This window comes from Rhizobium sp. 01L419 (assembly GCF_056400025.1).
In genome coordinates this window covers 256,728-280,990 of record NZ_JBFTSM010000009.1, presented here as the reverse complement: position 1 = coordinate 280,990, position 24,263 = coordinate 256,728, and the positions used below count along the sequence as shown (strand labels likewise).

17 protein-coding genes are annotated in these 24,263 nt (G+C 61.2%); 10 read left to right on the top strand and 7 right to left on the bottom strand.

Annotated features, from left to right (window positions below; translation table 11 throughout):
- Window positions 1-13 precede the first annotated feature (13 nt).
- The 3 genes from AC1DUP_RS19675 (at window position 14) to AC1DUP_RS19665 (ending at window position 7,114) form a co-directional block, all read left to right on the top strand.
- Window positions 14-2,488: a glycoside hydrolase family 2 protein gene (locus tag AC1DUP_RS19675; protein ID WP_477833914.1), complete on the top strand. Its 2,475-nt coding sequence runs from the start codon at window positions 14-16 to the stop codon at window positions 2,486-2,488.
- A gap of 46 nt (window positions 2,489-2,534) precedes the next feature.
- Window positions 2,535-3,713, top strand: a complete 1,179-nt coding sequence (locus AC1DUP_RS19670; protein WP_477833954.1) for a glycosyltransferase family 4 protein — start codon at window positions 2,535-2,537, stop codon at window positions 3,711-3,713.
- An 89-nt stretch (window positions 3,714-3,802) separates the two neighbouring features.
- On the top strand, window positions 3,803-7,114 hold the full coding sequence (locus AC1DUP_RS19665; RefSeq protein ID WP_477833912.1) for an oligosaccharide flippase family protein: 3,312 nt from the start codon (window positions 3,803-3,805) through the stop codon (window positions 7,112-7,114).
- Window positions 7,115-7,230: 116 nt separating this feature from the next.
- Here AC1DUP_RS19665 and AC1DUP_RS19660 read toward each other — a convergent pair whose 3' ends face one another.
- The 3 genes from AC1DUP_RS19660 to AC1DUP_RS19650 all read right to left on the bottom strand — a co-directional run bounded on the left by AC1DUP_RS19660 (window position 7,231) and on the right by AC1DUP_RS19650 (window position 9,716).
- Window positions 7,231-8,397, bottom strand: coding sequence for a glycosyltransferase family 4 protein (locus tag AC1DUP_RS19660; protein WP_477833910.1), 1,167 nt, complete (start codon window positions 8,395-8,397; stop codon window positions 7,231-7,233).
- Window positions 8,398-8,500: 103 nt separating this feature from the next.
- On the bottom strand, window positions 8,501-8,737 hold the full coding sequence (locus tag AC1DUP_RS19655; protein ID WP_113299657.1) for an Lrp/AsnC ligand binding domain-containing protein: 237 nt from the start codon (window positions 8,735-8,737) through the stop codon (window positions 8,501-8,503).
- A gap of 70 nt (window positions 8,738-8,807) precedes the next feature.
- Complete coding sequence (locus AC1DUP_RS19650; RefSeq protein WP_113299565.1) at window positions 8,808-9,716, bottom strand: LysR family transcriptional regulator; 909 nt, start codon at window positions 9,714-9,716, stop codon at window positions 8,808-8,810.
- 103 nt (window positions 9,717-9,819) lie between these two features.
- Here AC1DUP_RS19650 and hglS point away from each other — a divergent pair, with 103 nt between their 5' ends.
- The 7 genes from hglS (at window position 9,820) to AC1DUP_RS19615 (ending at window position 18,242) form a co-directional block, all read left to right on the top strand.
- Window positions 9,820-11,226 (top strand): 2-oxoadipate dioxygenase/decarboxylase HglS, encoded by a 1,407-nt coding sequence (hglS, locus tag AC1DUP_RS19645; protein WP_477833907.1) that lies wholly within the window; start codon window positions 9,820-9,822, stop codon window positions 11,224-11,226.
- A gap of 69 nt (window positions 11,227-11,295) precedes the next feature.
- Window positions 11,296-12,579, top strand: coding sequence for an NAD(P)/FAD-dependent oxidoreductase (locus tag AC1DUP_RS19640; RefSeq protein WP_477833905.1), 1,284 nt, complete (start codon window positions 11,296-11,298; stop codon window positions 12,577-12,579).
- 24 nt (window positions 12,580-12,603) lie between these two features.
- The gene (gene amaB / locus AC1DUP_RS19635) at window positions 12,604-14,142 is read left to right on the top strand and encodes an L-piperidine-6-carboxylate dehydrogenase (protein ID WP_477833903.1); all 1,539 of its coding nucleotides are present in this window, start codon (window positions 12,604-12,606) and stop codon (window positions 14,140-14,142) included.
- Between the two features lie 11 nt (window positions 14,143-14,153).
- Complete coding sequence (locus tag AC1DUP_RS19630) at window positions 14,154-14,330, top strand: hypothetical protein (protein WP_162747193.1); 177 nt, start codon at window positions 14,154-14,156, stop codon at window positions 14,328-14,330.
- Window positions 14,331-14,349: 19 nt separating this feature from the next.
- Window positions 14,350-15,375 carry an iron ABC transporter substrate-binding protein gene (locus tag AC1DUP_RS19625; protein WP_477833900.1) on the top strand — a complete coding sequence of 342 codons (1,026 nt, stop codon included), beginning with the start codon at window positions 14,350-14,352 and terminating at the stop codon, window positions 15,373-15,375.
- A gap of 165 nt (window positions 15,376-15,540) precedes the next feature.
- Window positions 15,541-17,208, top strand: a complete 1,668-nt coding sequence (locus AC1DUP_RS19620; RefSeq protein ID WP_477833898.1) for an ABC transporter permease — start codon at window positions 15,541-15,543, stop codon at window positions 17,206-17,208.
- Window positions 17,205-18,242 carry an ABC transporter ATP-binding protein gene (locus AC1DUP_RS19615; protein WP_113299572.1) on the top strand — a complete coding sequence of 346 codons (1,038 nt, stop codon included), beginning with the start codon at window positions 17,205-17,207 and terminating at the stop codon, window positions 18,240-18,242. The genes AC1DUP_RS19620 and AC1DUP_RS19615 overlap by 4 nt, the downstream gene beginning before the upstream one ends.
- A gap of 2 nt (window positions 18,243-18,244) precedes the next feature.
- Here the strand turns inward: AC1DUP_RS19615 and AC1DUP_RS19610 are convergent, their stop codons facing one another.
- The 4 genes from AC1DUP_RS19610 to AC1DUP_RS19595 form a co-directional block, all read right to left on the bottom strand.
- On the bottom strand, window positions 18,245-19,576 hold the full coding sequence (locus AC1DUP_RS19610; RefSeq protein WP_477833896.1) for a glucoamylase family protein: 1,332 nt from the start codon (window positions 19,574-19,576) through the stop codon (window positions 18,245-18,247).
- A gap of 255 nt (window positions 19,577-19,831) precedes the next feature.
- Window positions 19,832-21,670, bottom strand: coding sequence for an ABC transporter ATP-binding protein (locus tag AC1DUP_RS19605; protein ID WP_477833894.1), 1,839 nt, complete (start codon window positions 21,668-21,670; stop codon window positions 19,832-19,834).
- 38 nt (window positions 21,671-21,708) lie between these two features.
- Window positions 21,709-22,464, bottom strand: coding sequence for a DUF1028 domain-containing protein (locus tag AC1DUP_RS19600; protein ID WP_477833892.1), 756 nt, complete (start codon window positions 22,462-22,464; stop codon window positions 21,709-21,711).
- Window position 22,465: 1 nt separating this feature from the next.
- Window positions 22,466-24,250 (bottom strand): gamma-glutamyltransferase family protein, encoded by a 1,785-nt coding sequence (locus AC1DUP_RS19595; RefSeq protein ID WP_477833890.1) that lies wholly within the window; start codon window positions 24,248-24,250, stop codon window positions 22,466-22,468.
- Between the last annotated feature and the right edge of the window lie 13 nt (window positions 24,251-24,263).

Below are 24,263 nucleotides of genomic sequence, written 5' to 3'. Positions count from 1 at the left end.
CGGAGATCTGACCATGCGGGGGCGGTTAGCAAGCATCGGGGCTGAGGAAAGCTTGCTTTCCGAAGGGTGGAATCTGGTTCTGACCGAGCCTGATGCCTGCGCGACACCCCATGATATTCACCTTTCCGCACAGTTCATTCCAGCGCCCGTTCCGGGCACGGTCGCGGCCGCGCTCGAAAGGGCTGGTCTCTTCGACCGCGAAAATCCGCGGGCTCTGAACACCAAGGACGCCTGGTATCTGACCCGCCTGTTCGATACGGAGCCGGGCGAGGCGATCCTGCGTTTTGAAGGGCTGGCGACGATCTGCCATGTTTTCCTCAACGGCCAGGAAATCCTCTCTTCCGAGAGCATGTTTACTGCGCACGAAATGCCGGTGACGCTGACAGGCGGTGATGAACTGGCGCTCTGCTTCCGGGCGCTTGGCCCTCGCCTTGCGGAACCCGGACCGCGTGCTCGCTGGCGGCCGCAGATGATTACGCCGCAGGGGCTGAAGAATGTCCGCAACACGTTGCTCGGGCATATGCCCGGCTGGTGTCCGGAGATCCATGCCGTGGGGCCATGGCGTCCGATTTCGCTCGTGCGGCGAGGAGTGGCTGCGGTCGACAATGTCTCGGTACGCGCCATGCTGGAGGAAAACCGGGCGGGGCGGCTCAGCGTTTCCCTTTATACCGATGGCGAAGAGCCTGTGATGCTGTTGCGCTGCGCTGGCGTCGAACAGGGTTTTGAGAAGATCGGCGACCGGCATTATTCGGCGATCCTCAAACTGCCCGAAGTCGAGGCATGGTGGCCGCGCACGCATGGTGCGCCGCATCTCTATGACGTGACGCTGATCCTCGACGGCGAAGAACACTCGCTGGGCAAAACGGGTTTCCGGCGGATCGAGGCCAACCATGGCGCTGATGGCAGCGATTTCGCGCTTCTCGTCAATGGCGAGCGGGTCTTCTGCCGGGGCGCGGTGTGGACGACAGCCGATATTGCACGGCTGCCGGGCGAGCGGGCCGATTACGAACCCTTCCTGCGGCTTGCGGCCGAGGCCGGCATGAACATGATCCGTATCGGCGGAACCATGGCCTACGAGACACCTGATTTCTTTGCGCTCTGCGACGAGCTCGGCCTGTTGGTCTGGCAGGACTTCATGTTCGCCAATTTCGACTATCCGAAGAATGACAAGGCGTTTATCGGCCATGTGCATGCCGAGGTGGAGGAATTCCTGCACGGGGTGCAGCTCTCGCCCTCGCTTGCCGTGCTCTGCGGCGGCAGTGAAATCCACCAGCAGGCCGCGATGTTCGGCCTCCCCTCGGATTTCTGGAGCGGGCCGATCACCGACGAGATCATCCCGGCAATCTGCCAGCGCATGCGCCCGGATGTCCCCTATGTGCCGAATTCGCCCTATGGCGGAGCGATGCCCTTTTCGCCGAACGCCGGCGTTACGCACTATTACGGCGTCGGAGCCTATATGCGGCCGCTCGATGATGCGCGACGTGCCGAGGTCCGTTTCGCGGCTGAGAGCCTGGCATTTGCCCATGTGCCGCAGCAGAGGATCCTCCAGCGGCATCTCGATGTGCCCTCGGTTCACAGTCCGCTCTGGAAAGAGCGGGTCCCGCGCGACCGCGGTGCCTCCTGGGATTTCGAGGATGTGCGCGATTTCTATCTCGGGCTTCTTTACGATCTCGACCCGGCCAGGCTCCGCCGCGAAGACCCTGAACGCTATCTCGATCTTTCGCGTGCTGTGACGGGTGAGGTGCTGGAGGAAACCTTTGCCGAATGGCGGCGCAAGGGATCGTCCTGCAATGGCGCGCTCGTCTGGACCCTGCAGGATCTGTTGCCAGGGGCTGGCTGGGGCGTGATCGATTCCACCGGCGAGCCGAAGCCCGTCTGGTACGCAATGCGCCGCGCCTTCCGTCCTGTCCAGGTCGTCTTCACTGATGAAGGGACGAACGGGCTCTACGCTCACGTTATCAATGAAACGGACAAGGTGGTCGCTCTCGAACTCGATGTCGCCTGCCTGCGCGATGGGCGCCAGCAGGTGGCAAGCGGCAGCAAGGCCTTCAACCTTGACCCCAGAAGCGTGGAGCGCATCGCCTGCACCGACCTTTTCGGCGGCTTCTTCGATGCGGCCTATGCCTTCCGTTTTGGCGCGCCGTCACATGATGTGAGCGTCGGCTGGCTGCGGTCGACGATGGACGGCGCGCTCCTGGCGCAAGCTTTCCATTTTCCTCGCGGGCGGGCGAAAGCCTTCCACGACGCGACGATCGAAGCGTCCTTCATGCGCGAGGGCGACGACTGGTTCATCACGCTTGCGACCGACAGGCTGGCGCAGTCGGTGCACATCGATGTCGAAGGCTATCGAGCGGAAGAGGACTGGTTCCATCTGGCGCCGGGTCCGGCCAAGCGGGTGAAGCTTATTGCCGCTGCGGGCACCGATAGCGAAGCGCTGCCGACGGGCGAAATCAGGAGCGTCGGCGCCTCGCGCCGTTTCGCGCTTTAAGGACCAGGGAGCGGTAATGACGATCAGAGTGCAGGTGGAAGAGGCTTTGCGGGGCGTCTATCGGAGCGTGCGCGGGCATCTGCTGCAGCGCCTCATCGTCAAATCGCGCCTTGCCTTCAATCCGCGCCGACCTGTCGAGATCGTCGGCTATCTGTCGATGGCTGCAGGCGTCGGGGAATCCGCAAGGCTTTGCGCTGCCGCGCTCTCGAAGGCGGGTCGAGAGATCATGCTTGCTGACGTCAGCACCCATCCGGACGAAGGCAAGCTGGTGGAATGGGCACCGGCGAATCTCTCCGACGGTCAGCCGGGAAGCCGTATATGGCATCTCAACCCGCCCATGCTGCCGCGCGCGATCCTGAAGAAGGGGCTCGGTAATTTCACCCGCACCTTCAACATCGGCTACTGGGCCTGGGAGCTCGAAGTGGTACCAGCGGAATGGCGCAATGCCATGCACTATATGAACGCCGTCTTCGTTCCCTCGGAATTCACGCGACGGGCGATCGCGCCGCATACGACCGCACCTGTCATCGTCGTGCCGCATCCAGTAACCGAGCGGCCGGCGGCTGAAGGCATCCGGCGGAAGTTCGGGATCGCCGATGACGCCTTCTTCGTGTCGTTCATCTTCAGTGCCGGTTCCTCGATCAACCGCAAGAACCCGCAGGGCGCGATCGAGGCCTTCAGGCTGTTCAGCGCTGAATGCCCCAATGCCTTTCTCCTGATGAAGGCGAGTGGCAATCCGGCAAGGGACGAGACGCTTCGAGCAGTCATGCAGTCCGTCGAAGGCGATCCTAATATCAGGATCGTTACCGACAATCTGACGAGTTCGGAGATCAACGGCATTATCCGCGATTCCAACGCCTATCTTTCCCTGCATCGTTCCGAGGGTTTCGGCCTGACGGTCGCCGAGGCGATTATGCATCGCACGCCTGTCGTCTCGACCGGCTGGTCGGGCACTGCAGACTTTTGCGACCCCGATAATACCTGGCTGGTCGAGCCGTCGCTCATTCCCGTCGTCGATAGCCATCCGGAATTTGCCGATCTCAAGGATGCAGTCTGGGCCGATCCTTCGCCGGCGGCAGCGGCAGCGCATCTGAAGAGCATCCATTCGGATACAGATGGTGCGAGGCGGAAGGCGGAGGGGGCCAGGGACTATCTGATGCGCCATCTTGCCGAGCACAGCTATGACAAGGCGCTTTCAAGGCTTTCGGCGATGCAGGTGAGCTAAGCTGAGGGCGTCACTCCCCTTTATTTTAACATTTCCAATTTAGAGATGGCTTGTTTTTGGCCGCGATGCGGCGTGCAACGGATGGATCGATGTCGAAGGGCATTATTGCAAACTCGATGATGAATGCGGCGGCGGGCATGCTGCTTCTGGTGACGGGGTTTGCTTCCTCGATCATAACCGCACGCCTGCTCGGACCTGAGGCCAATGGCATTGTTGCCTTCTCGCTCTGGCTCGTCGTCACCGGCGCCTCGATTGCCGAACTCGGCTCCAGCATCACGCTTCTGAAGACGCTGCCGCAACTCTCGGCGCAGGGCTACAGCCTTGAGCAGCGCAGGGGATTTGCCTCGATCCTCGTCACATTCATGGTTTGCTCCACGCTCGTGTTGCTGGGGCTCTATGCCATGTTCTTCCTGACCTCGGAGGAGATGCACTGGGCCGATACCGCGCCGTCGGTGGCGCTGGTCACCGGTATCCTTTTCTTCGTTCAGGCAATCGGCTCCTTCGTCAAATTCTACCTTATCGGCGAGAAGCGGCTCGGCACCTTCTTTCGGCTGACGCTGATCGTCTCGGTCTTCCAGCTAGTGGGCGTGGCGATCGGCGCGGTTTTTTATGGGGTGCTGGGCGTGCTGGTCGGCTATGCGCTCGGCCAGTTCGTGCTTTTCGTCGCGACCTTGCCGATCCTCTCTACCCGCCGTGACCGCTGCGGCGTCTCGCTCAAATATCTGGCGTCATCGTCGGTCATCCTGTCGATGCAATTCATCATCGATTCGATCTTCCTCAACCGTATCGAGCTGCTTTTCCTGCAGCAGTTCTGGTCGGTGGAAATGGTTGGTTTCTATGCTGCCGGCCTGTCCATCGCCAATATCGCGCTGCAGCTTCCCATCCAGATGAGCGGCAGCCTGCTGCCCTATTATTCGGAACGGCGCCATGCCAGCGCCGATGCGAAATTCCCTGTCGAGGCCTTTGCCGCAGTCATCCGCAGCATGGCCTATATCGTGCTGCCGATGAGCCTCGGGCTTGCCGCGATCTCCAGTGAACTGGTGCATGTGGTATTCGGCGAAGCCTTCGATCGAAGCGGCGGGGTTGTTGCCCTGCTTGCGCTTGTGGCGCCGGCGTACACTTTGATGCAGGTTCTCAGCCTGTACCTGCTTTCGATCGACAAGGCCAATGTACGGTTGAAAATCAGTGTGATAGGTGGCCTCCTGATGGTAGTGGGTTGTTTACTCATCGTACCTAGGCTGGCCGCTGAGGGTGCCGCGCTTGTGCGCATAGCCGTATTTGTTGCGATGTCGGTAATGATGGTCAGACAAACGGGATTCGGAGCTCAGCTTTCGGGGCTTTATCTCAGCCTTACGAAAATCACGCTTGCGGCGGTATTGTGCGCTTGCGGCGCAATTACCGCGCTCGAGATCTTCCAGGGGCCTGTTGGCCTTGTCGTCGCGATCATTGCCGGCACATTTGCCTATTTTGCTGCGCTTAAGGTCTTCCGTGCCGTTCCGGCCGAGGATATCCAGGTGCTGCGCTCGATCCTCGACAAGATCCCGGCGCTGTTGAAGGGACCGGCAAGGCGCGCGGTTGATTTCATCACCGCGCCGACCCCCGAAGGGGAACAGAAGAAGCCGGTCAACGAAGAATTCTCGCGCGAACCGGCAGAAGGCGCCGGCGGTGCTGCTGCTCTTCCCGTTGTCTTCGATGGCACGATCGGTCTCTTCATGCCTGAAAAGGCTGACGTTGCAAAACGTTCGGCTGCCGTTCTCTTCGTCAGTCCCTGGGGTTTCGAGGAAATGTGCACGCGGAAATTCTACCGTGTGGCGGCAGAGCATTTTGCCGATATCGGCGTCCCGAGCCTGCGTTTCGACTATACGGGTACGGGTGACGCTCTGGATTTTGGTGATCACACACCGAGCCTGGAAATCTGGAAGAATTCTATCCGCGCGGCGGCTGGAAAGCTGAAGGCGCTCAGTGGTTGCTCGCAGATCATTCTTGTCGGCCAGGGTCTCGGTGGCACGCTTGCTCATCTGACCGGCCATACAATCGAGGGCGTCGACAGCGTCGTGCTGCTTGCGCCTATTCTGAGCGGCAGGGGGCATCTGCGCGAAATCAACATGTGGTCGCGCATCATCCATGCCGACCTTGGTCTCAGCAAGGAGCATGCGCCGAGCGCACAGGTCCAGATCGCCGGTCTGTCTTTGCCCGACGCAATTGCTGCGGAAATCGGCAAACTGAATATCAGCTCACCACAGGACCTGGCAGCGCCGAATTACCTCATCCTCGAACGCCCGGTTCGCGTCGACGATACGGGGTTTGCTGACGCGCTGAAGGCGCTCGGCGGCAATGTCGAGCAGCGCGTTTTCGAAGGTTATGACGAGCTGGTCACGAACCCGCTCTTTGCGAAGACGCCGATGGCAGTCATCGACCTGCTCGCCGAATGGCTTGTCGAGACGACCTCGCCAGAAGCATCCGCCACTCACTCTCCGCAGATGGTCGAAAACCAGCCGCTCGCGGGTGATGGTTTTGAGGAAATTCCGGTTCGTTTCGGCGCATTCCAGCATCTCATCGGCGTCATCAGTCGCCCGCAGGGCGAGATCAAAGGCAATGCCGTGCTCTTCATGTCGACGGCCTATGATCGGCACGCCGGTTGGGGTCGTACGACTGTCGATATGGCGCGTGAACTGGCTCGCCAGGGCGTCGTTTCACTGCGCTTCGATTCCGCCAATGTCGGCGACAGCGTTCCACGCCCGGATGCGCCGGAACAGGTTCTCTATTCGGCGACGCAGACGGAAGATGCGCTCGCCTCGCTGGATCTCTTGGAAAGCTTCGTCGCCGGCCCGATCATGGTCGCGGGTCGCTGCAGTGGCGGCTATGTGGCCCTGCGTGCGGGCATCGAGGACGAACGCCTGAAAGCGATCGTTTCCATCAATCCCTTCGTCTACTACTGGGATCCCGAGATGCCGGTGCGGCGCGAGCATGTCGTCTCCGTTCCGCGCAGCGTCGACGACTACGGTCAGCGGATGATGCGGCTCGACACGGTCAGGCGGCTGTTCCGCGGCGAGGTCGATGTCTTTGCGGCGTTGCAGAACATCTTCATCGCGATCGGTCGCCGGCTTTCGCCGCGCATCGCGCCGCTTGTCGAACTCATTCCGGGCCGCCGTCATATCGCACGGCAAGTGCGCCAGTCCTTTGCCGCGCTCGGCAAGCGCAAGGTGCCGCTGACGCTGATCTACAGTGAAGGCGATGTGGGTCTCGACCACATGTATTTCCACTTCGGTCCGCGCGGGCACAAATTTACCCGGCACCCCAATGTGCGAGTGGTTATGCTGCAGGATGCCGATCACAACCTGACGCCGCCGGAATCGCGCAAGCTGGTGCTGGACGAGATCGTCCGGCTGGCAAAGGCCTGAGAATCTCCTGATTTTCGGGAGCATTTTCGTTTTCGTTGAATCACGGAAATGCTCTGTCGCCTCGTGTTCCCACAATTCCGGATGCAAAACTGCTGTTCGCTTTTGCTAGAATTTCTCTAGGCGATAATGCCGATCGACCGGTAGAGGTCGATGTAGCGCCCTGCCACAGCATCCCACGAATAGGCCTGGGTGGCTTCGATGAGGCTTTCCCGCAGGACCGCACCCTCGGCAGCGACTTTCCGGTAAGCTTCTTCGATCGCATCCGCGGCCGCGTCCGGCTTCGTGAAGTCGGCGAGGGCAATTGCCTCATGCCTTCCAGCCAGCGCGCGATAGGCCTCATTGGCGTTGAGAACCGGCAGTAGGCCGGCGCTCATCGCTTCCAGGGCGACAAGCCCGAAACCTTCGTATTCCGAAGCGGAAGCGAAGAGGGATGCCTTGGCAATGATGTCGCGGATCGCCTGGTTGTCAGGCGAGATGCTGAGGGTGACAGACTTCTCCAGTGATCTCTCGGCGATTTCACGCTTGAGATCGGCGGCATTGAGGTCGGATTCGGCGCCGACAATATCGAGATGCCAATCGGGATTGCGTCTGACGAGGGCGGCCCCAGTATTCAGCAGGTTATCGAGCCGCTTGTTCACGGAGAAACGCCCGATCGTGACGATGCGACGTTGGGGTGCGCGCGAGGCGATATCGGCAAATTTGCCGATATCGGCGCCGTTTTCGATAGTGATGCCGTCAGGAGCGATCCGGATGAACTGGCTGAGGTCGGACGCGCTGCAGCACACGACCTGCCGGTAGGCCATCGCCGAGAGCCGTGTCAGCGTGCTGAACCAAACCTTCTTGATGACAAGAAATTTCTTGGTGTGAAAGAAGCCGCCATGGGTGGTCACGACCATGGGCTTGCGATGAAGGAGCCTGCTCCAGGCGAGTGCATCGAAGAAGAAGTCGATCGCATGGACATGAATGAGGTCGGCATCGCCGATATGGCGGAACACCTGCGGTGCTACCGGGTAGCGGCTACTCCCGGACCAGGGGATGCGCACCACTTCGATGCCGTCGATGATTTCACGTAGCGGAAGCTTCTTTTCGGGTGCGGTGAAAAGGGAATCAAGCGTGACGACGCGAACGCGATATCCGCGCTTCAGCGTCTGGCGAGCCAGATTGGCAACCACATCTTCCATCCCGCCGCGGTTTGGCAGGAACTGGCGCACCACATGCACGATGAGGGGCGCCGCCTGCGGCTGCGCCCTGTTCTCAAAGGCCTCGATCATGGAGACGGACATTTCCCACCTATTCTTCGTGGGAAGGATCAGCCATGCCGGCCGTTAATGTGCGGTATATGCGGGCGCACTACAGCCGGCTTTGTTAACAGAAGGGTTAATCGCGTCAGAACGCCTTGAAGGTCAATGTCGTCAGAGAACGGATGATGCCGGGGATATTGGCGATGTTGTCGTTGATGAACTTGCCGATATCCTGGCCTTCCTCGATGTAGACCTTGAGCAGCAGGTCGTAATTGCCTGATGTCGAATAGAGCTCCGAGACCAGTTCGGTCTTGTAGATGGCGTCAGCGACCTCATAGGTCTTGCCTGGGGCGCACTGGAGCTGGACGAAGATCGGCTTCATGGGAATTTCCTGCGTCGAATTCTGATGGCGCGCATAATGGTCGAAACCGCTGCTGCGATGCAAGCCTTCCTTATGTGTCCGGATCCGAACCGGCCTCGGAGACGATCCAGTCGCGGAAGGCGGCAAGCGGCGCGTAATCGGCGCGCTCCGGTGGGAAGGCGAGATAGTAGCGCTCGCGGCTTTCCATCTCCCTGTCAACGGCGGCAACGAGATCGCCGCGTTTCAATTCCTCCTGCATGAGGAAGGTTGGCAGCAGGGCGACACCGAGGCCGGCGATTGCTGCCTGCGCTGCCGTGGCGAACTGGTCGAACAACATGCCGTGCACGCTTTCGAAGTCGACGCCGCTATCGGCAAACCAGCGTTCCCAGGCGTCGGGCCGGGTCGTCAGATGTAAGAGAGGCACCGTCAGGAGGTCTTCCGGTCGGGTGATCGCATTGCGTTTGAGGAAGTCTGGGCTGCAGGCGGGCAGCGTGTGCTCCGACATCAGGAAGGCGAGTTCCGCGCCGGGCCAATGCGGATGACCGAAATGGATGGCGGCATCGATGGAATCAAGGCGGAAATCGAAGGGGGAAAGCCGGGTAGCGAGGTTGATCGTGACACCCGGATTGGCGGCAAGGAAGCGGCCGAGGCGCGGTGCCAGCCAGCGTGTACCGAAGGTCGGCAGGATGGCGAGGTTCAGCGTGCCACCATGCGGGTTGGCGCGCAGGTTCAGCGAGGCGCTGGAGATGCGCCGCAGCGCTTCGCGGATTTCTCGAGCATAGGCATCACCGGCGATTGTAAGGCGCACGGTTTGCCGCTCGCGCAGGAAAAGCTCGACACCGAGGTGTTCCTCCAGTGCCTTGACCTGGCGGCTGACGGCGCTCTGCGTCAGGTCGAGTTCGCGGGCCGCCGCCGTCACGCTGCCAGTGCGGGCTACTGCCTCGAAGGCGGCGAGATGGGAGATCGAGGGCAAAAACCGTCTTGGTGCGAGCATGATCATTCCGTTTCAGAATGGGCTATTTCCGAAACGTCGATATTCATGGCTCAAGCTGGATTGTAAAGAATTTCATCCTGCAAAATCGGAATGAACGCGGAGTTCCTTCATGCCCGTCCCTTTCGTCTCCACGGACCACATCCGTTCGCTTTTCACCGAAGCCATGTCGCAGATGTACCGGACGGAGGTGCCGCAATACGGGACGCTGATCGAGCTTGTGGGGCAGGTCAACGCCGAAGTCCTCGCGAGAGACCAGGAACTCAGCGAGCGGCTTCGGCGTGCGGGCGAGCTGGAGCGTATCGATGTCGAGCGTCATGGCGCGATCCGTCTCGGAACGGCCGAAGAGCTGTTCACGATCCGCCGGCTCTTTGCCGTCATGGGCATGCAGTCGGTCGGTTACTACGATCTTTCGGTCGCCGGCGTTCCCGTACATTCCACCTGCTTTCGGCCGGTCGATGAGGCGGCGTTGCACGTCAACCCGTTTCGCGTTTTCACCTCGCTTCTACGCTTGGAGCTGATCGAAGATGAAGATTTGCGTGCGGAAGTTGCTGCAATCCTCGCCAAACGGCGCATCTACACACCCCGTGCCATCGCTCTCATCGAACAGCATGAGAAGGCCGGCGGTCTGACGGAGCCGGAAGCTTCGGAATTTGTTTCCGAAGCGCTGGAGACCTTTCGCTGGCAAGGCGAGGCGACGGTCAGCGCCGAGACCTACAAGCGGCTGCATGATACGCATCGCCTCATTGCTGACGTCGTCAGTTTCAAGGGTCCGCATATCAATCACCTGACACCGCGCACGCTAGATATTGACGAAGTGCAACGGCGCATGCCGGCGCGCGGCATCACACCTAAGGCTGTCATCGAAGGGCCGCCCCGGCGCGACTGTGATATCCTGCTGCGGCAGACGAGCTTCAAGGCGCTTGAGGAGCCGATTGCCTTTGCGGATGCTGCTGGCACAGCATCAGGCACGCATACGGCCCGCTTCGGCGAGATCGAACAGCGCGGTGTGGCGCTGACGGCCAAGGGGCGGGCGCTTTACGATAAGCTGCTTGCCTTGGTGCGCAGCGAAGTGCAGGTCGGTGCATCCGGCGCCAAGGCCAGCGATTATGATTCCGAGCTTGCTGAACGGTTCAAGGCGTTGGCGGATAATTGGGATGATTTGCGGCGCGAGGGGCTGGCCTTTTTCCGCTATTCCGCCACTCCTGCCGGCATTGCGGTCAGAGGGCAGCTGCCGTCTGATCCGGAGGCATTGATCGCCAGAGGATATCTGCGCTTCGATCCGATCATCTACGAGGATTTCCTGCCCGTCAGCGCGGCTGGCATTTTCCAGTCGAATCTCGGTACGGACCAACAGCAGAATTATGCAACGCGTTCAAACCGCTCAGCCTTCGAAGAGGCGCTGGGCGCGAAGGTGCAGGACGAGCTCGCACTTTACGCCGAGCGGCAGGCTGCATCGCTCGATCTTGCCATGGAAAAGTTAGGCCTTTGCGACCTGACGCTGAAGACGGTGGCCTGATATTTGGCCGCTTCCGCAAGCGCGGAGGCGGCGCTAGAGTGCCGATTTCGATCCTGACTGGACTGTCCGATGCTCAATGATCCGCGCTCCCACGGCCTGTGGGAAAAGACTGCTCCCCAGCCGCCTGTTACGTCTGCGCTGGAAGGTGCTGCCGAGGCCGATGTCGTCATCGTCGGCGGCGGCTATACGGGCCTGTCCTCCGGCCTGCATTTAGCCGAGGCCGGGTCGCGAGTCGTGCTCCTGGAGGCGAAGGACATCGGTTTTGGTGGAGCAGGCCGCAATGTCGGCCTCATCAATGCAGGCATGTGGGTCATGCCTGATGATCTGCCCGATGTGCTCGGATCTGTCTACGGTGAGCGGCTACTCGATCTGCTCGGCAATGCGCCGCAGCTGGTGATGGCGCTGATCGAAAAGCATGGCATCGCCTGCGAGCTTGAGAAGCAGGGCACCCTGCATTGTGCCGTCGGCCCCGACGGATTGAAGGAAGTCGAGGAACGCTACAAACAGTGGTCGGCGCGTGGCGCGGCCGTCACGCTGCTCGATGCGGATGAGACGGCAAAACGCATCGGCACAAACGCCTATAGTGGATCTCTGCTCGATATGCGGGCAGGCACGCTGCAGCCGCTCGCCTATGCGCGCGGGCTTGCCCATGCCGCGCAACAGGCGGGCGTTGTGTTGCACACGGCGAGCCCGGTGATTGCGACGGAGCAGCAAGGCAGCCGCTGGGTGGTGAAGACAGCGCGGGGGCAAATCACCGCTGACTGGATCATCGTGGCGACCGATGCCTACAGCACCGGCCCCTGGGAGCAGGTTCGCAACGAGCAGGTGTTTCTACCCTATTTCAATTTCGCCACCGTGCCGCTCGGCCATAATCTGCGTCAATCGATCCTGCCCAATCGCGAGGGTGTGTGGGACACGAAGGAGATCCTCTCCTCCTTCCGCATGGATCAGGCTGGTCGTCTGGTGTTCGGCAGTGTCGGAGCGCTGCGCAATACCGGCCTTTCCATCCACAAGGGCTGGGCGAAGCGCTCGCTGAAGCGGCTTTTCCCTGAGATCGGCGATGTCGAATTCGAGTGCGAATGGTACGGCCAGATCGGCATGACCGACAATGCGCTGCCGCGCTTCCACAAATTCGCTCCCAATGTCATCGGCTTTTCAGGCTATAATGGCCGCGGCATCGCGCCCGGCACGGTGTTCGGCCGCACATTGGCAGAGCATATCCTCGGCCGGGTCGGCGAGGCGGACCTGCCTCTGCCTCTGACCGATCCCCGCGAGACGAGCTTCCGCACGCTCAAGGAATTATGGTACGAAGCCGGCGCTCAGGTCGCCCATTTCGCCGATGCCCGTTTCTGAGAACAACAAGACTGGAACCAAGATATGACCATCGCCGTCCTCGATCTCGCCACCGAAACCGCCAAGCTGCTCGCCGATCTCGGCGTCGATGCCAGGAGCTATACGGGCGGAACGCTCTCCGTCTCCTCGCCGATCACGGGCAAGCAAATCGGCAAGCTGAAAGAGCATTCCGTCTCGGACGCCAAGGCGGCGATCGACGCGGCGCATCAGGCCTTCCTCGAATGGCGCGCGGTTCCGGCGCCGAAGCGTGGTGAGTTGATCCGCCTGCTCGGTGAAGAGTTGCGTGCCTCCAAGGTGGCACTCGGCCGGCTGGTCTCGATCGAAGTCGGCAAGATCACCTCCGAAGGCCTCGGCGAAGTACAGGAAATGATCGATATCTGCGATTTTGCAGTCGGCCTTTCCCGCCAGCTTTACGGCCTGACGATCGCCACCGAGCGTGCCGAACACAGGATGATGGAAAGCTGGCATCCGCTCGGCGCGATCGGCATCATATCGGCCTTCAACTTCCCGGTGGCTGTCTGGTCGTGGAATGCGGCGCTCGCCATCGTCTGCGGCAATTCCACCGTCTGGAAGCCCTCGGAAAAGACACCGCTTACGGGGCTTGCCGTTCAGGCGCTGTTTGAAAAGGCGCTGAAGCGTTTCGTCGCTGAAGGCGGCAAGGCGCCGGCAAATCTCTCGACGCTGCTGATCGGCGGTCGCGAGATCGGCGAAGTGTTGGTCGACCATCCAAAGATCCCACTCGTTTCTGCGACCGGTTCCACGGCCATGGGCCGCGCCGTCGGTCCGCGCCTGTCGCAGCGTTTTGCCCGCGCGATCCTGGAGCTCGGCGGCAACAACGCCGCGATCGTCTGCCCGACGGCCGATCTCGATCTGACGCTGCGCGGTGTCGCCTTTGCGGCGATGGGCACGGCCGGCCAGCGCTGCACATCACTGCGCCGTCTCTTCGTGCATGAGAGTGTTTACGACCAGCTCGTGCCGCGATTGAAGAAGGCCTATGGTTCGGTGACGATCGGCAATCCGCTGGAGACCGGCACGCTCGTCGGCCCGCTGATCGACGGGCAGGCTTTTGAGAAAATGCAGGCAGCGCTTGGTCAGGCAAAGGCTGCAGGCGGCTCTATCGTCGGTGGCGACCGCATCGAGAATGGTTCGGCAGAAGCCTTCTACGTTCGCCCGGCGCTCGTCGAAATGTCCACCCAGGCTGGCCCGGTCGAGAACGAGACCTTCGCGCCGATCCTCTATGTCATCAAGTACAGCGATTTCGACGCCGTGCTGGAGCTGCATAACGCCGTGCCGCAGGGCTTGTCTTCCTCGATCTTCACCAACAACATGCGCGAAGCCGAGACTTTCCTCTCCTCGCGCGGTTCGGATTGCGGCATTGCAAATGTCAACATCGGTCCGTCCGGCGCTGAAATCGGCGGCGCCTTCGGCGGCGAGAAGGAAACCGGCGGTGGCCGCGAATCCGGTTCGGATGCCTGGAAGGCCTATATGCGGCGTGCCACGAACACGATCAACTACGGTAAGACCCTGCCGCTGGCGCAGGGCGTGAAGTTCGACGTCGAATAAGGCGAGGCTGGTTGAAATTGCAAAAGGCGGCGTCCTCGGACGTCGCCTTTTTTGACGAGATCTGGATTTATTCCCGCGAAGATGAAAGATTTAGTCAAGATAATGTGATGCCGTTTTCGGCAGCGAAACTTGAAGTAATCAGTCAACAAAAATATACGGCTGCCATCACCCTTGGGGAACTCGGGTGACATCGTCACGGAGGCCATCATGAAAATTGCTCTTACCCGTCTTTCCGGCGCGTTCGCGCTTGCCGCTTCGCTTCTCGCTGCCACTACACTCGCTGGCAGCGCCAATGCGCAGGAGGCCGAAGGTATCGTCGTTTACAATGCGCAGCACGAAAGCCTCGGCCGCGAATGGATCGATGCCTTCACCAAGGAGACTGGCATCAAGGTCACCATGCGCCAGGGCAGCGACATGCAGTTTGCCAACCAGATCATTCAGGAAGGCGATGCTTCGCCTGCAGACGTATTCCTGACCGAAAATTCGCCGGCGATGACGCTGGTCGATGGCGCCGGGCTCTTCGCGCCGGTCGAGAAGGAAACGCTGGATCAGGTTCCGGAACGATATCGCCCGACCGACGGCATGTGGACCGGCATTGCCGCCCGCACCACGGTTTTTGCCTATGACAAGACCAAGCTGACCGAGGATAAGTTGCCGAAGTCGATGCTCGACCTCCAGGACCCGGCCTGGAAGGGCCGCTGGGGTGCCGCTCCTGCCGGCGCTGACTTCCAGGCGATCGTTGCCGCCTTCCTGCAGCTGAAGGGCGAAGATGCCACCAAGGCATGGCTGAAGGGCCTCAAAGACAACGCCACCCCCTATAAGGGCAACAGCGTCGCCATGAAGGCCGTCAATGCCGGCGAAGTCGAAGGCGCAATCATCTATCACTATTACTGGTTCGGCGATCAGGCGAAGACCGGCGAAAACAGCAAGAATGTCGGCCTGCATTACTTCAAGAACCAGGACCCGGGCGCCTTCGTCAGCGTGTCCGGCGGCGGTATCCTGAAGTCCACGCAGCACATGAAGGAAGCTCAGGCTTTCCTGAAATACATCACCAGCAAGACCGGCCAGACCGTCCTTAAGGATGGCGATTCCTATGAATACGCCATCGGCAAGGACGCTGCCTCCAACGACAAGCTGGTGCCGCTTGCAGACCTCAATGCGCCTGATGTCGAAGCCTCGACCCTCGACAGCAAGAAGGTCGTGGAGTTGATGACGGCCGCAGGCCTCATCTAAGCCTTTGCGCAAAAGCGTGCCTCGGTTTTGCGACAACGACAGGCGCGGAACAAGGACTTAAAGCGCGGCAAGCGGATCTGAAAGATCGCGACGCGCTTTAAACCTTTCTGCCGCAGGCTTGTTCCGGCTAAAACTATTGCTTTTGGCTCAAGAAAACCTTAGGGCATGACGAAATCCGGCAACCGCTTCTCAAAAGCGGTTGCCTTCCTTTTTCAGCGTGTAAAGGCATCGGCCTTGCTGCAGGACAACAGATTGCTTGCATCCGGCAATAAGGCGCCGGTAGCGCCAAGGGCCGCGCGAACGGTTTTGCCGCGCGGGCGCATGCCGCACGCTTCCGTCGTCCTCCTCGCATCGATTGTCGCGATCTTCAGCCTCGTGCCACTCGGCTTCATCGCCTGGGTGACCTATGATGTCGGCTGGGACGTCGTGAGGACGCTGGTCTTCCGACCGCGTGTCGGCGAACTTCTTGTTAATACGATCCTCTTGGAATTGTTCACTATTCCCCTGTCTGTCGCGCTTGCCGTCACGCTTGCCTGGCTGACGGAGCGAACAAATATCCCCTTTGCAAGACTTTGGGCGTGGCTGGCGATTGCACCCCTCGCGGTGCCGGCCTTCGTGCATTCCTACGCCTGGGTCAGCCTTCTTCCAGGCATGCGCGGCCTGCAGAGCGGTGTCTTCGTTTCCGTGCTTGCCTATTATCCGTTCCTCTACCTTCCGGTTGCCGCGGCGCTCCGCAGGCTCGATCCGGCGATCGAGGATGCCGCCGCCTCGCTCGGCCTTGGGCCTTGGCGCGTCTTCTTCCGCACGGTCCTACCGCAGCTTCGCCTTGCCATTTGCGGCGGCTCGCTGCTGATCGCGCTGCACCTGCTTTCGGAATATGGTCTGTTCGTCATGATCCGGTTCGACACGTTCGCGACCGCGATCGTCGACCAGTTCCAGTCTTCCTACAACAGCCCGGCCTCCAATATGCTCGGGGGTGTGCTTGTCGCCTGCTGCCTGTTCCTGCTTGGCCTCGAAGTGCTGCTGCGTGGCAATGAGCGCTATGCTCGCGTCGGTTCCGGTTCCGCGCGTCCGGCCGATCGCCGCCGGCTCGGCTGGTTCGTGTTTCCGGCCGTCGTGTTGCCGGTCGTCCTCGCGGCGCTGACGCTTGGCGTGCCGCTGATCACGCTTGGGCGCTGGCTCTATCTCGGCGGTGTAGAAATCTGGCGCATCGAAGTGGTGAGCGCTTTTGCGCAGACGATCGTGCTTGCCATTGCCGGTGGCGTGCTGACGACGATTGCCGCTGCGCCCATGGCCTGGCTATCGGTGCGCGCGCCGGGACGTCTCCAGCGCATTCTTGAAGCCTGCCACTATTATGTCGGCTCGTTGCCGGGCGTCGTCGTGGCGCTGGCGCTGGTCTCGATCACAGTCCGTATGATCCTGCCACTCTACCAGACTTTCGCCACGCTGCTCGTCGCCTATGTGCTGCTCTTCCTGCCGCGCGCCATGGTCGGCCTGCGTGCCAGCATCGCGCAGGCGCCGGTCGAGCTCGAGCGGGCCGCAATGGGGCTCGGCCGTACGCCGGGACAGGCGGTCCGGCAGATCACCATGCGGCTTGCCGCGCCAGGTGCGGCGGCCAGCGTGGCGCTTGCCGCGCTCGGCATCACCAACGAGTTGACGGCGACGCTGATGCTGTCGCCGAACGGCGTCGATACGCTGGCGACGAAATTCTGGTCGCTGACCAGCGAGATCGATTATGTTTCGGCAGCACCTTACGCCTTCATGATGGTCGTGTTGTCGCTGCCACTTACTCTCATGCTCTATGCCCAATCGAAACGGACTGCCGGTCAATGACGCTGCTTACCATCGACACTATCAGCAAGCGCTATGGCTCGGTTCAGGCCTTGAAGGATATCTCGCTCGAAGTACAGGCGGGCACACGCACGGCGGTCGTCGGTCCGTCCGGTTCCGGCAAGACGACGTTGCTGCGCATCATCGCGGGCTTTGAACAACCTGATGTCGGAAGGGTGACGCTCAATGGCGAAGTTCTTGCCGATGGACCGGCGAGCGTTCCGGCCCACAAGCGCGGCATCGGCATCGTCTCGCAGGACGGTGCGCTCTTCCCGCACCTGAGCGTCGCAGAAAATATCGGCTTCGGTTTTGAGCGCGGCGCGCCGGACCGCGAGAAACGTATTCGCGACCTCCTCGAAATGGTGGAACTCGAAAACAGCATGCTAGATCGCCGCCCGCATCAGCTTTCGGGCGGCCAGCAACAGCGTGTGGCGCTTGCCCGTGCGCTCGGTCGTCGGCCGCGCCTCATGCTGCTCGACGAACCGTTTTCGGCGTTGGATACGGGCCTCAGGGAAAATATGCGCAAGGCGGTCGCCCGCGTGCTGCAGGCGGCGGGGATTACGGCCATCCTCGTCACTCACGATCAGGGCGAGGCGCTGTCATTTGCCCATCAGGTGGCCGTGCTGCGCGAAGGGCGGCTGGTGCAGGCCGGATCGCCAGAGACGCTCTATCTCAAGCCGCGTGATCGCGAGACGGCGCTTTTTCTCGGCGATGCCGTCATGCTGCCGGCGATCATCAAGAACGGGTTTGCAGATTGCGCGCTTGGCAGCGTACCGGTCGAGGAAGGCCATCAGGGCAAGGCGGAAATCATGCTGCGGCCGGAACAGATCCGCGTCGTCGTCGACGAGGCCAATGCGAAATATGGCGGGCGTGTCGTGGATGTGGAATTCGGCGGCGCCACCTGCACGGTGGCCGTGTCGCTTGCGGCTGTCGCCTTGCCGCCGATCCTTATCAAGACATCAAGCGTGGCGCTGCCGGCGCGAGGCGATCTCGTTCGCCTCGATATCGCCGGCAAGGCGCATGTCTTTACGCGGTAAGTTCAGCCAGCCTTCAGAACCAGTTCTTCCGGTTCTTCGCCTGCCAGCCAGCCGCCAGTGAAGCCGGCGCGCTCCAGACCGAGGCGAATGATCGGCGACTTGCGCATCAGCTTCCAGATGAAGTCGGAACGTTCGTTCTCGACCGTCATGACGACGAGGCCCTGGTCTATAGCGACGGTGCGGTCGTCGACCCAGCCTTCCGGCCGCTTTGTCTGGACCGTCGGGTTGAAGCCGCCGGGAAAGCCGCCTTCCAGGAGCAGGTTCGGATAGGTTGTAAGCAGTGCCTTGGTGCCGTCGATGGCGGCCTGCCGGTCGTAAGGCAGGCAGCCAAGCGCTGCCCAGGGCGCAATCGTGCCGTCATCGGGACCGAGTGGAGCGCCACGGGCAGCATAACCCAGCACCTTCGGGCTGCGGCCACCGCGCATGCGGCGCGTCGGCGGCGGGCCATCGCAAGCGGTAAAGCCCCAGATATCCTTGCTGTAGCCGACGAACTGGCCGGGATTGCGTTCCGCATAATCGCGCTGGACGTTGATGACGACCTGTGTGTTGCGGAAATAATCCCAGTTCCGCTCGGCCATCGGCTTGTCCTGGATGCCGCGGAAATCGATCCAGGCATGGGAGAAGAGATGGATGAAGAGCGGACCGGCGTAGAGGTAGGGCTGCTCATTGAAGATCATCCACGAATAGCTTGCCGTGAAGGCGTCATAGCTCGATTGTGGAATCGGATAGGTCGGTGACGCGAGCGCCAGCGTGTAGAGGATGATCGCTTCATCGAAGCCATGGTAGCGCCAGCGCAGGAAACCGGAAGAGGGCTTCCAGCCCATCGAGATACAATCGCCCTTGTTCAGCGCCCAGCGCCAGTCGACTCGCTCGTAGATGAATTTTGCGAGCGCGCGTATCTCGGTCTCGGTTTCACCCTCGCCGTCGAAATATTGTGCTGCGGTCAAAATACCGGCGATGAGCAGAGCGGTATCGATGGTCGACAACTCGCTATTCCACGCGCGGTTGCCGGTATCCACATGGAGAAAATGGTAGAAGAAGCCGCGATAGCCAGTCGCGTGGCGTTCCGTGCCCTGTTTGGCGTTGGCGAAGAAGTGCAACGTGTTGAATACACGCTCTGCGGCTTCCTCGCGGCTGACCCAGCCGCGCTCGACGCCAACCGGATAGGAAGAAAGCCCGAAGCCGACTGCGGCGATGCTGGCCGGGACGCCAGGGATCGACGTGTCCGGCACAAGGCCGTTTTCAGGATTGGAATATTTCAGGAAATACTTGAACGCTGAATGCTGCAGCCTGTCGACTAGCGCGGCATCAATGTCATCAATCCGTTGCAGCATGTGCTCCTGCCCGACTGTTCTATCGCCCCATGGTTCAACATGGTGGCTGCCCCCAAGCAAATCAAACCTTTTTGATTCGCAAGGATAAGAGAACACAAACGCCAGCGATTGGCGTTAATAATTCCCAGTGAAATAATATCTGGAATAAATGATATAAGCGATGCAGCAAAAGGGATTAAACCGCACCCTCGGATGCGGCCTGTTTCCTGCAATAGCTGTCTTTCTCAAACAGCCGCCTAAGCCTCCCGGACTAACTCAGGCGGCTTCGTCCATCCGTACCATATGGCCTGCCGCGACCTCGCGGTACTGACGCTTCGGAGGCACGTAACCCACGGGGCGGACGGGGCTTTTCAGTTCGTCGGTGCCGAGGTTGCGGCGGATACCGCGGCGAGCGGGATCAGGCACGGGAACGGCCGCCATCAGCTTCTTGGTGTAGGAGTGTTGCGGGTTGCGGAAGAGTTCTTCGCGCGGGCCGATTTCGACAATCTCGCCGAGATACATGACCGCAACGCGGTGGCTGACACGTTCGACGACCGCCATGTCGTGGGAGATGAAAAGGAAGGCGAGGTTGAGGCTCTGCTGCAGATCCATCAGCAGATTGCAGACCTGCGCCTTGATCGAAACGTCGAGGGCCGATACGCTTTCATCCGCGACGATGACCTTCGGATCGAGCGCAAGGGCGCGGGCGATGCAGATGCGCTGGCGCTGGCCGCCGGAGAATTCGTGCGGATAGCGCTTCATCATATCCGGCTTCAGGCCGACGCGTTCGAGCAGGTCGGCGGCCTTGTCGCGCGCCTGGGCGCGGGTGCCGAGGCCGTGTTCGACAATGGGTTCGGCGACGGCGGCCCCTATCGTCATGCGTGGATTGAGGCTCGCGAAGGGGTCCTGGAAGATCATCTGGATGCTGCGGCGCATCTGGCGCAGGCTGATCGCGTCGAGGTTCAGCACGTCATAACCGTCCAGGCTGACGGAACCGGCATTCGGCTGCACCAGGCGGGTGATCGAACGTCCGGTCGTGGATTTGCCGCAGCCGGATTCGCCGACGAGCGACAGCGTCTCGCCCTGGAAGAGCTCGAAGGAGACATCCTCGACGGCGTGGATGGCGCCCGTCTTGCGGCCAAGCAGACCGCCGCGGATGTCGAAACGGGTGACGAGGTTCTTCACTTCGAGGATCGGCGTTTTGCGGCGGTCGATGGTTTCGGCCACCTCCACCGGTTCGCGACGTTCGCCAGTCGCCGCATCGATAACCGGGAAACGCAGAGGCCATTTGCGGCCATCCATCGAGCCGAGGCGCGGCACAGCCGAGAGCAAGGCGCGCGTATAGGGATGTTTGCCGCGATGGAAAATGTCGTCCGTCGTGCCGGTTTCGACCGCCTCGCCGCGATACATGACGATGGTGCGGTCGGCGATCTCGGCGACCACGCCCATGTCATGGGTGATAAAGAGAACAGACATGCCCTCCTCTTCCTGCAGCACCTTGATGAGATCGAGGATCTGGCCCTGGATGGTGACGTCGAGCGCAGTTGTCGGCTCGTCGGCGATCAACAGCTTCGGCCTTGATGCGAGCGCCATGGCGATCATCACACGCTGGCGCATGCCGCCGGAAAACTGGTGCGGATATTCGTCGAAGCGGGATGCGGCGTTCGGAATGCGCACCTTCTCCAAGAGGCGGACGGTTTCCGCCCGTGCGTCGGCCTTGCTGATATCGCCGTGGCAGGTGAGCGCCTCGGAGATCTGCCTGCCGATGGTGAAGATCGGGTTCAGGCTGGTCATCGGCTCCTGAAAGATCATCGCGGCATCCTTGCCGCGCACCGCGCGCATTTCCTTTTCGGAGAGCGAAAGAATGTCGCGGCCGTTCAACGTGATGCTGCCTTCGACACGGCTCGAGCCCTTGGCGAGCAGACGCATGATGGAAAGCGAAGTGACGCTCTTGCCGGAACCGCTCTCGCCGACGATGGCGACCGTCTCCCCCGGCATGACATCGAAGGAGACGTTGCGGACGACGGATTTCCATTCGCCGTCAGCGAGAAAGGAGGTCGTCAGGTTCTTCACGGAAAGAACCGGAGAGACGGATGCTGCGGACTGATCACTCATATCGTTCCCTTATTCTTATATGCCTGGTGGTCGGGCTTTCAGGTCTTCGGAGGCGTAGCGAAGGAGGCCGAGGGCCGCCCTTGCGCAATGCGCGCCGCTTCCAGCGCCGCGATCTTTTCATCGATCTCGCGCCTGTCAATCATTCCGTCAGGATTGGCTTTCGTCGCCATCGTCTCGGCGACATGCATGTAACGCTCCTGCGCCACCGCGTAGAGCCGGCGCAGTTCGGCGAGCGGATCCGGATGATCATCGGCGCGGATGCTGAACCAGGGATAATCCTGATCGCGGTAGACGAGGAGGGCGGCAGACTGCTTGCCACGCTTGTCACCGCCGGCATCCTCGCCGGCCTGCATGGCTTCGAGCAGGCGCTCGATGAAGGGCTTGTCCGTCGCCTTCCTGTAGATGGCAAGCGTCTCGGCAACGACCTCGGGACCGGCCAGCATATTGCCGGCAACGGAGACATTGTCGTCGATCAGATGGCCGGCCCAATCGATGCATTCGGTGCCGGTGAAGGCGGCGTTGCGGCCGTGAGCATCGATCAGGTGAAGCTGGCGCTGGTCACGGCCAGCATCACGACCGGTTAGCTCGGCGATGATCTCATCCGGTGCTTTGCCCTCGGCAAGCAGGGCAAGTCCGTCGGTGCCATAGAGCGGGCTGACGAAAGCCTGCGTGGCGACCGCGCCGATGCCGCCGCGGATATGCGGCACCAGCCCGCCGACCGCAAAGAAGCGGGTGGCGACGGCGATGCCGAGATAGCCGGTCTTGGGATCACGGGCGACGATGGACCAGGTCATGCTATCTCCCCACAGCATAGGCCTGCATGAGGCGTGGTGTGGCGGCTGCGCGCAGCAGTCCGTCGGCATCGCGGCGCGCGGCCGTCAGGCGGCCGATGGTCCAGGGCTCGGAGACCGTAAGGTCATGGCCACGGGCGCGCAGGCTGTCGAGCACGGCGGCGTTGAAATTGCCTTCCACCATCAGGCCACCCGGCTCACGCGTGCGCGGATAGAAGGAGCCGGGGAAATGCGAGGTGTGGAAGAGCGGCTGGTCGATCGCCGCCTGCAGGTTCATCTTGTGATGAACATAGCGCAGGAAGAAAGAAAGCTGCCATTGTTCCTGCTGGTCGCCGCCGGGCGTCCCGAAGGCGAGCGTCGGGCGGCCTTCGTAAAGGGCGAGCGAAGGCGTCAGCGTGGTGCGCGGGCGCTTGCCGGGGGCGAGCGAGGTCGGCAGACCTGGCTTCAGCCAGAACATCTGGGCGCGCGAATTCAGGCAGAAGCCAAGACCAGGAATGATCGGCGAAGACTGCAGCCAGCCGCCCGACGGTGTGACCGAGACCATGTTGCCTTCGCGGTCGATGACGTCGATATGCACGGTATCGCCGCGCTTTTCCGTCAGATGCGCCATGGTCGGTTCGTAGACCGCGCCTGTCTTGGAATCTGCGCCGAGCATCTCCATGGTTACATCGTATTGCTGCTCGAAGCCGGGCAGCTTTCCGGGACGCAGGTCGAAGGAGGCTTCGCCCGTTATGAGTTTGCGACGAGCGGTGGCGTAGGTATCCGACAGGAGATGGTCGAGCGGTATATCGGCGAAGTCGGGATCACCATAATAGATTTCGCGATCGGCGAACGCGAGCTTCATGGCTTCGGTGACAGTATGGACGAAATCGGCTCCATCCGACTCCATCGAGGCGATGTCCATGCCCTTGAGGATCGACAGAGTCTGGAGGAAGACAGGACCCTGACCCCAGGGGCCGATCTTGGCGACAGTCCAGCCGTGATAGTCGTAAGTCTTCGGCTCTTCGATCGTTGCCGACCAGTTGGCCATGTCATCCGCAGTCAGCACCGCCTTGTGACGGCTGCCGCTCGCATCGATCACTTCGGCGGTCTTCAGATAGTTTGCGATCCTTTCGGCGACGAAGCCGCGATAGAAAGCGTCGCGGGCGGCATCGATCTGTGCTTCGCGACCCTGCTTTGCTTCCGCCTCGGAAATAATGCGCTTCCAGGTCTCGGCCAGAACCGGGTTCTTGAAGTTGGAATTCGGTTCGGGAACGGAGCCGCCCGGAACCCAGGTCTGGTAGGACGTAGGCCATTCTTTTTCGAAGAACTCGGCGAGCCCGTTGATGGTGGCGGAAACGCGCGGCAGCAGCGGATGGCCGTTCTCGGCGTAGTAGATCGCAGGCTCCAGCACGTCGCGCACGCTCAGCCTGCCGTAGTCGCGCAGCATCAGCATCCAGCCATCGAAGGAGCCGGGAATGACGGTTGCGAGCAGACCGTCGCCGGGGATCAGTTTCATGCCTTCGGACGTGTAATGCTCGATGGTGGCGCCCGCCGGGGCAGGCCCCTGGGCGCAGATGACTTCGACCTTGTCCTTCTTCTTCGAATAGATGATCGCCGGCATGTCACCGCCGGGGCCGACGAGGTGCGGCTCAAGAATCTGCAAAGTAAAGCCGGTCGCAACCGCGGCATCGAACGCATTGCCGCCCTTTTCCAGGATGCTCATGCCGACGGCAGAGGCGATCCAATGCGTTGAGGTGACGACGCCGAATGTGCCCAGAATTTCGGGGCGGGTCGTGAATGCGGTCATTTCATATATCCTT

Excerpts from the sequence above, each read along its gene's own strand:
- AC1DUP_RS19610 (WP_477833896.1), bottom strand. The coding sequence starts at position 19,576 with ATGCTGCAACGGATTGATGACATTGATGCCGCGCTAGTCGACAGGCTG.
- AC1DUP_RS19625 (WP_477833900.1), top strand. The coding sequence starts at position 14,350 with ATGAAAATTGCTCTTACCCGTCTTTCCGGCGCGTTCGCGCTTGCCGCT.
- AC1DUP_RS19595 (WP_477833890.1), bottom strand. The coding sequence starts at position 24,250 with ATGACCGCATTCACGACCCGCCCCGAAATTCTGGGCACATTCGGCGTC.
- hglS (WP_477833907.1), top strand. The coding sequence starts at position 9,820 with ATGCCCGTCCCTTTCGTCTCCACGGACCACATCCGTTCGCTTTTCACC.
- AC1DUP_RS19620 (WP_477833898.1), top strand. The coding sequence starts at position 15,541 with ATGACGAAATCCGGCAACCGCTTCTCAAAAGCGGTTGCCTTCCTTTTT.
- AC1DUP_RS19655 (WP_113299657.1), bottom strand. The coding sequence starts at position 8,737 with ATGAAGCCGATCTTCGTCCAGCTCCAGTGCGCCCCAGGCAAGACCTAT.
- AC1DUP_RS19605 (WP_477833894.1), bottom strand. The coding sequence starts at position 21,670 with ATGAGTGATCAGTCCGCAGCATCCGTCTCTCCGGTTCTTTCCGTGAAG.
- AC1DUP_RS19675 (WP_477833914.1), top strand. The coding sequence starts at position 14 with ATGCGGGGGCGGTTAGCAAGCATCGGGGCTGAGGAAAGCTTGCTTTCC.
- AC1DUP_RS19600 (WP_477833892.1), bottom strand. The coding sequence starts at position 22,464 with ATGACCTGGTCCATCGTCGCCCGTGATCCCAAGACCGGCTATCTCGGC.
- AC1DUP_RS19640 (WP_477833905.1), top strand. The coding sequence starts at position 11,296 with ATGCTCAATGATCCGCGCTCCCACGGCCTGTGGGAAAAGACTGCTCCC.
- AC1DUP_RS19665 (WP_477833912.1), top strand. The coding sequence starts at position 3,803 with ATGTCGAAGGGCATTATTGCAAACTCGATGATGAATGCGGCGGCGGGC.
- AC1DUP_RS19615 (WP_113299572.1), top strand. The coding sequence starts at position 17,205 with ATGACGCTGCTTACCATCGACACTATCAGCAAGCGCTATGGCTCGGTT.
- amaB (WP_477833903.1), top strand. The coding sequence starts at position 12,604 with ATGACCATCGCCGTCCTCGATCTCGCCACCGAAACCGCCAAGCTGCTC.
- AC1DUP_RS19660 (WP_477833910.1), bottom strand. The coding sequence starts at position 8,397 with ATGTCCGTCTCCATGATCGAGGCCTTTGAGAACAGGGCGCAGCCGCAG.
- AC1DUP_RS19650 (WP_113299565.1), bottom strand. The coding sequence starts at position 9,716 with ATGATCATGCTCGCACCAAGACGGTTTTTGCCCTCGATCTCCCATCTC.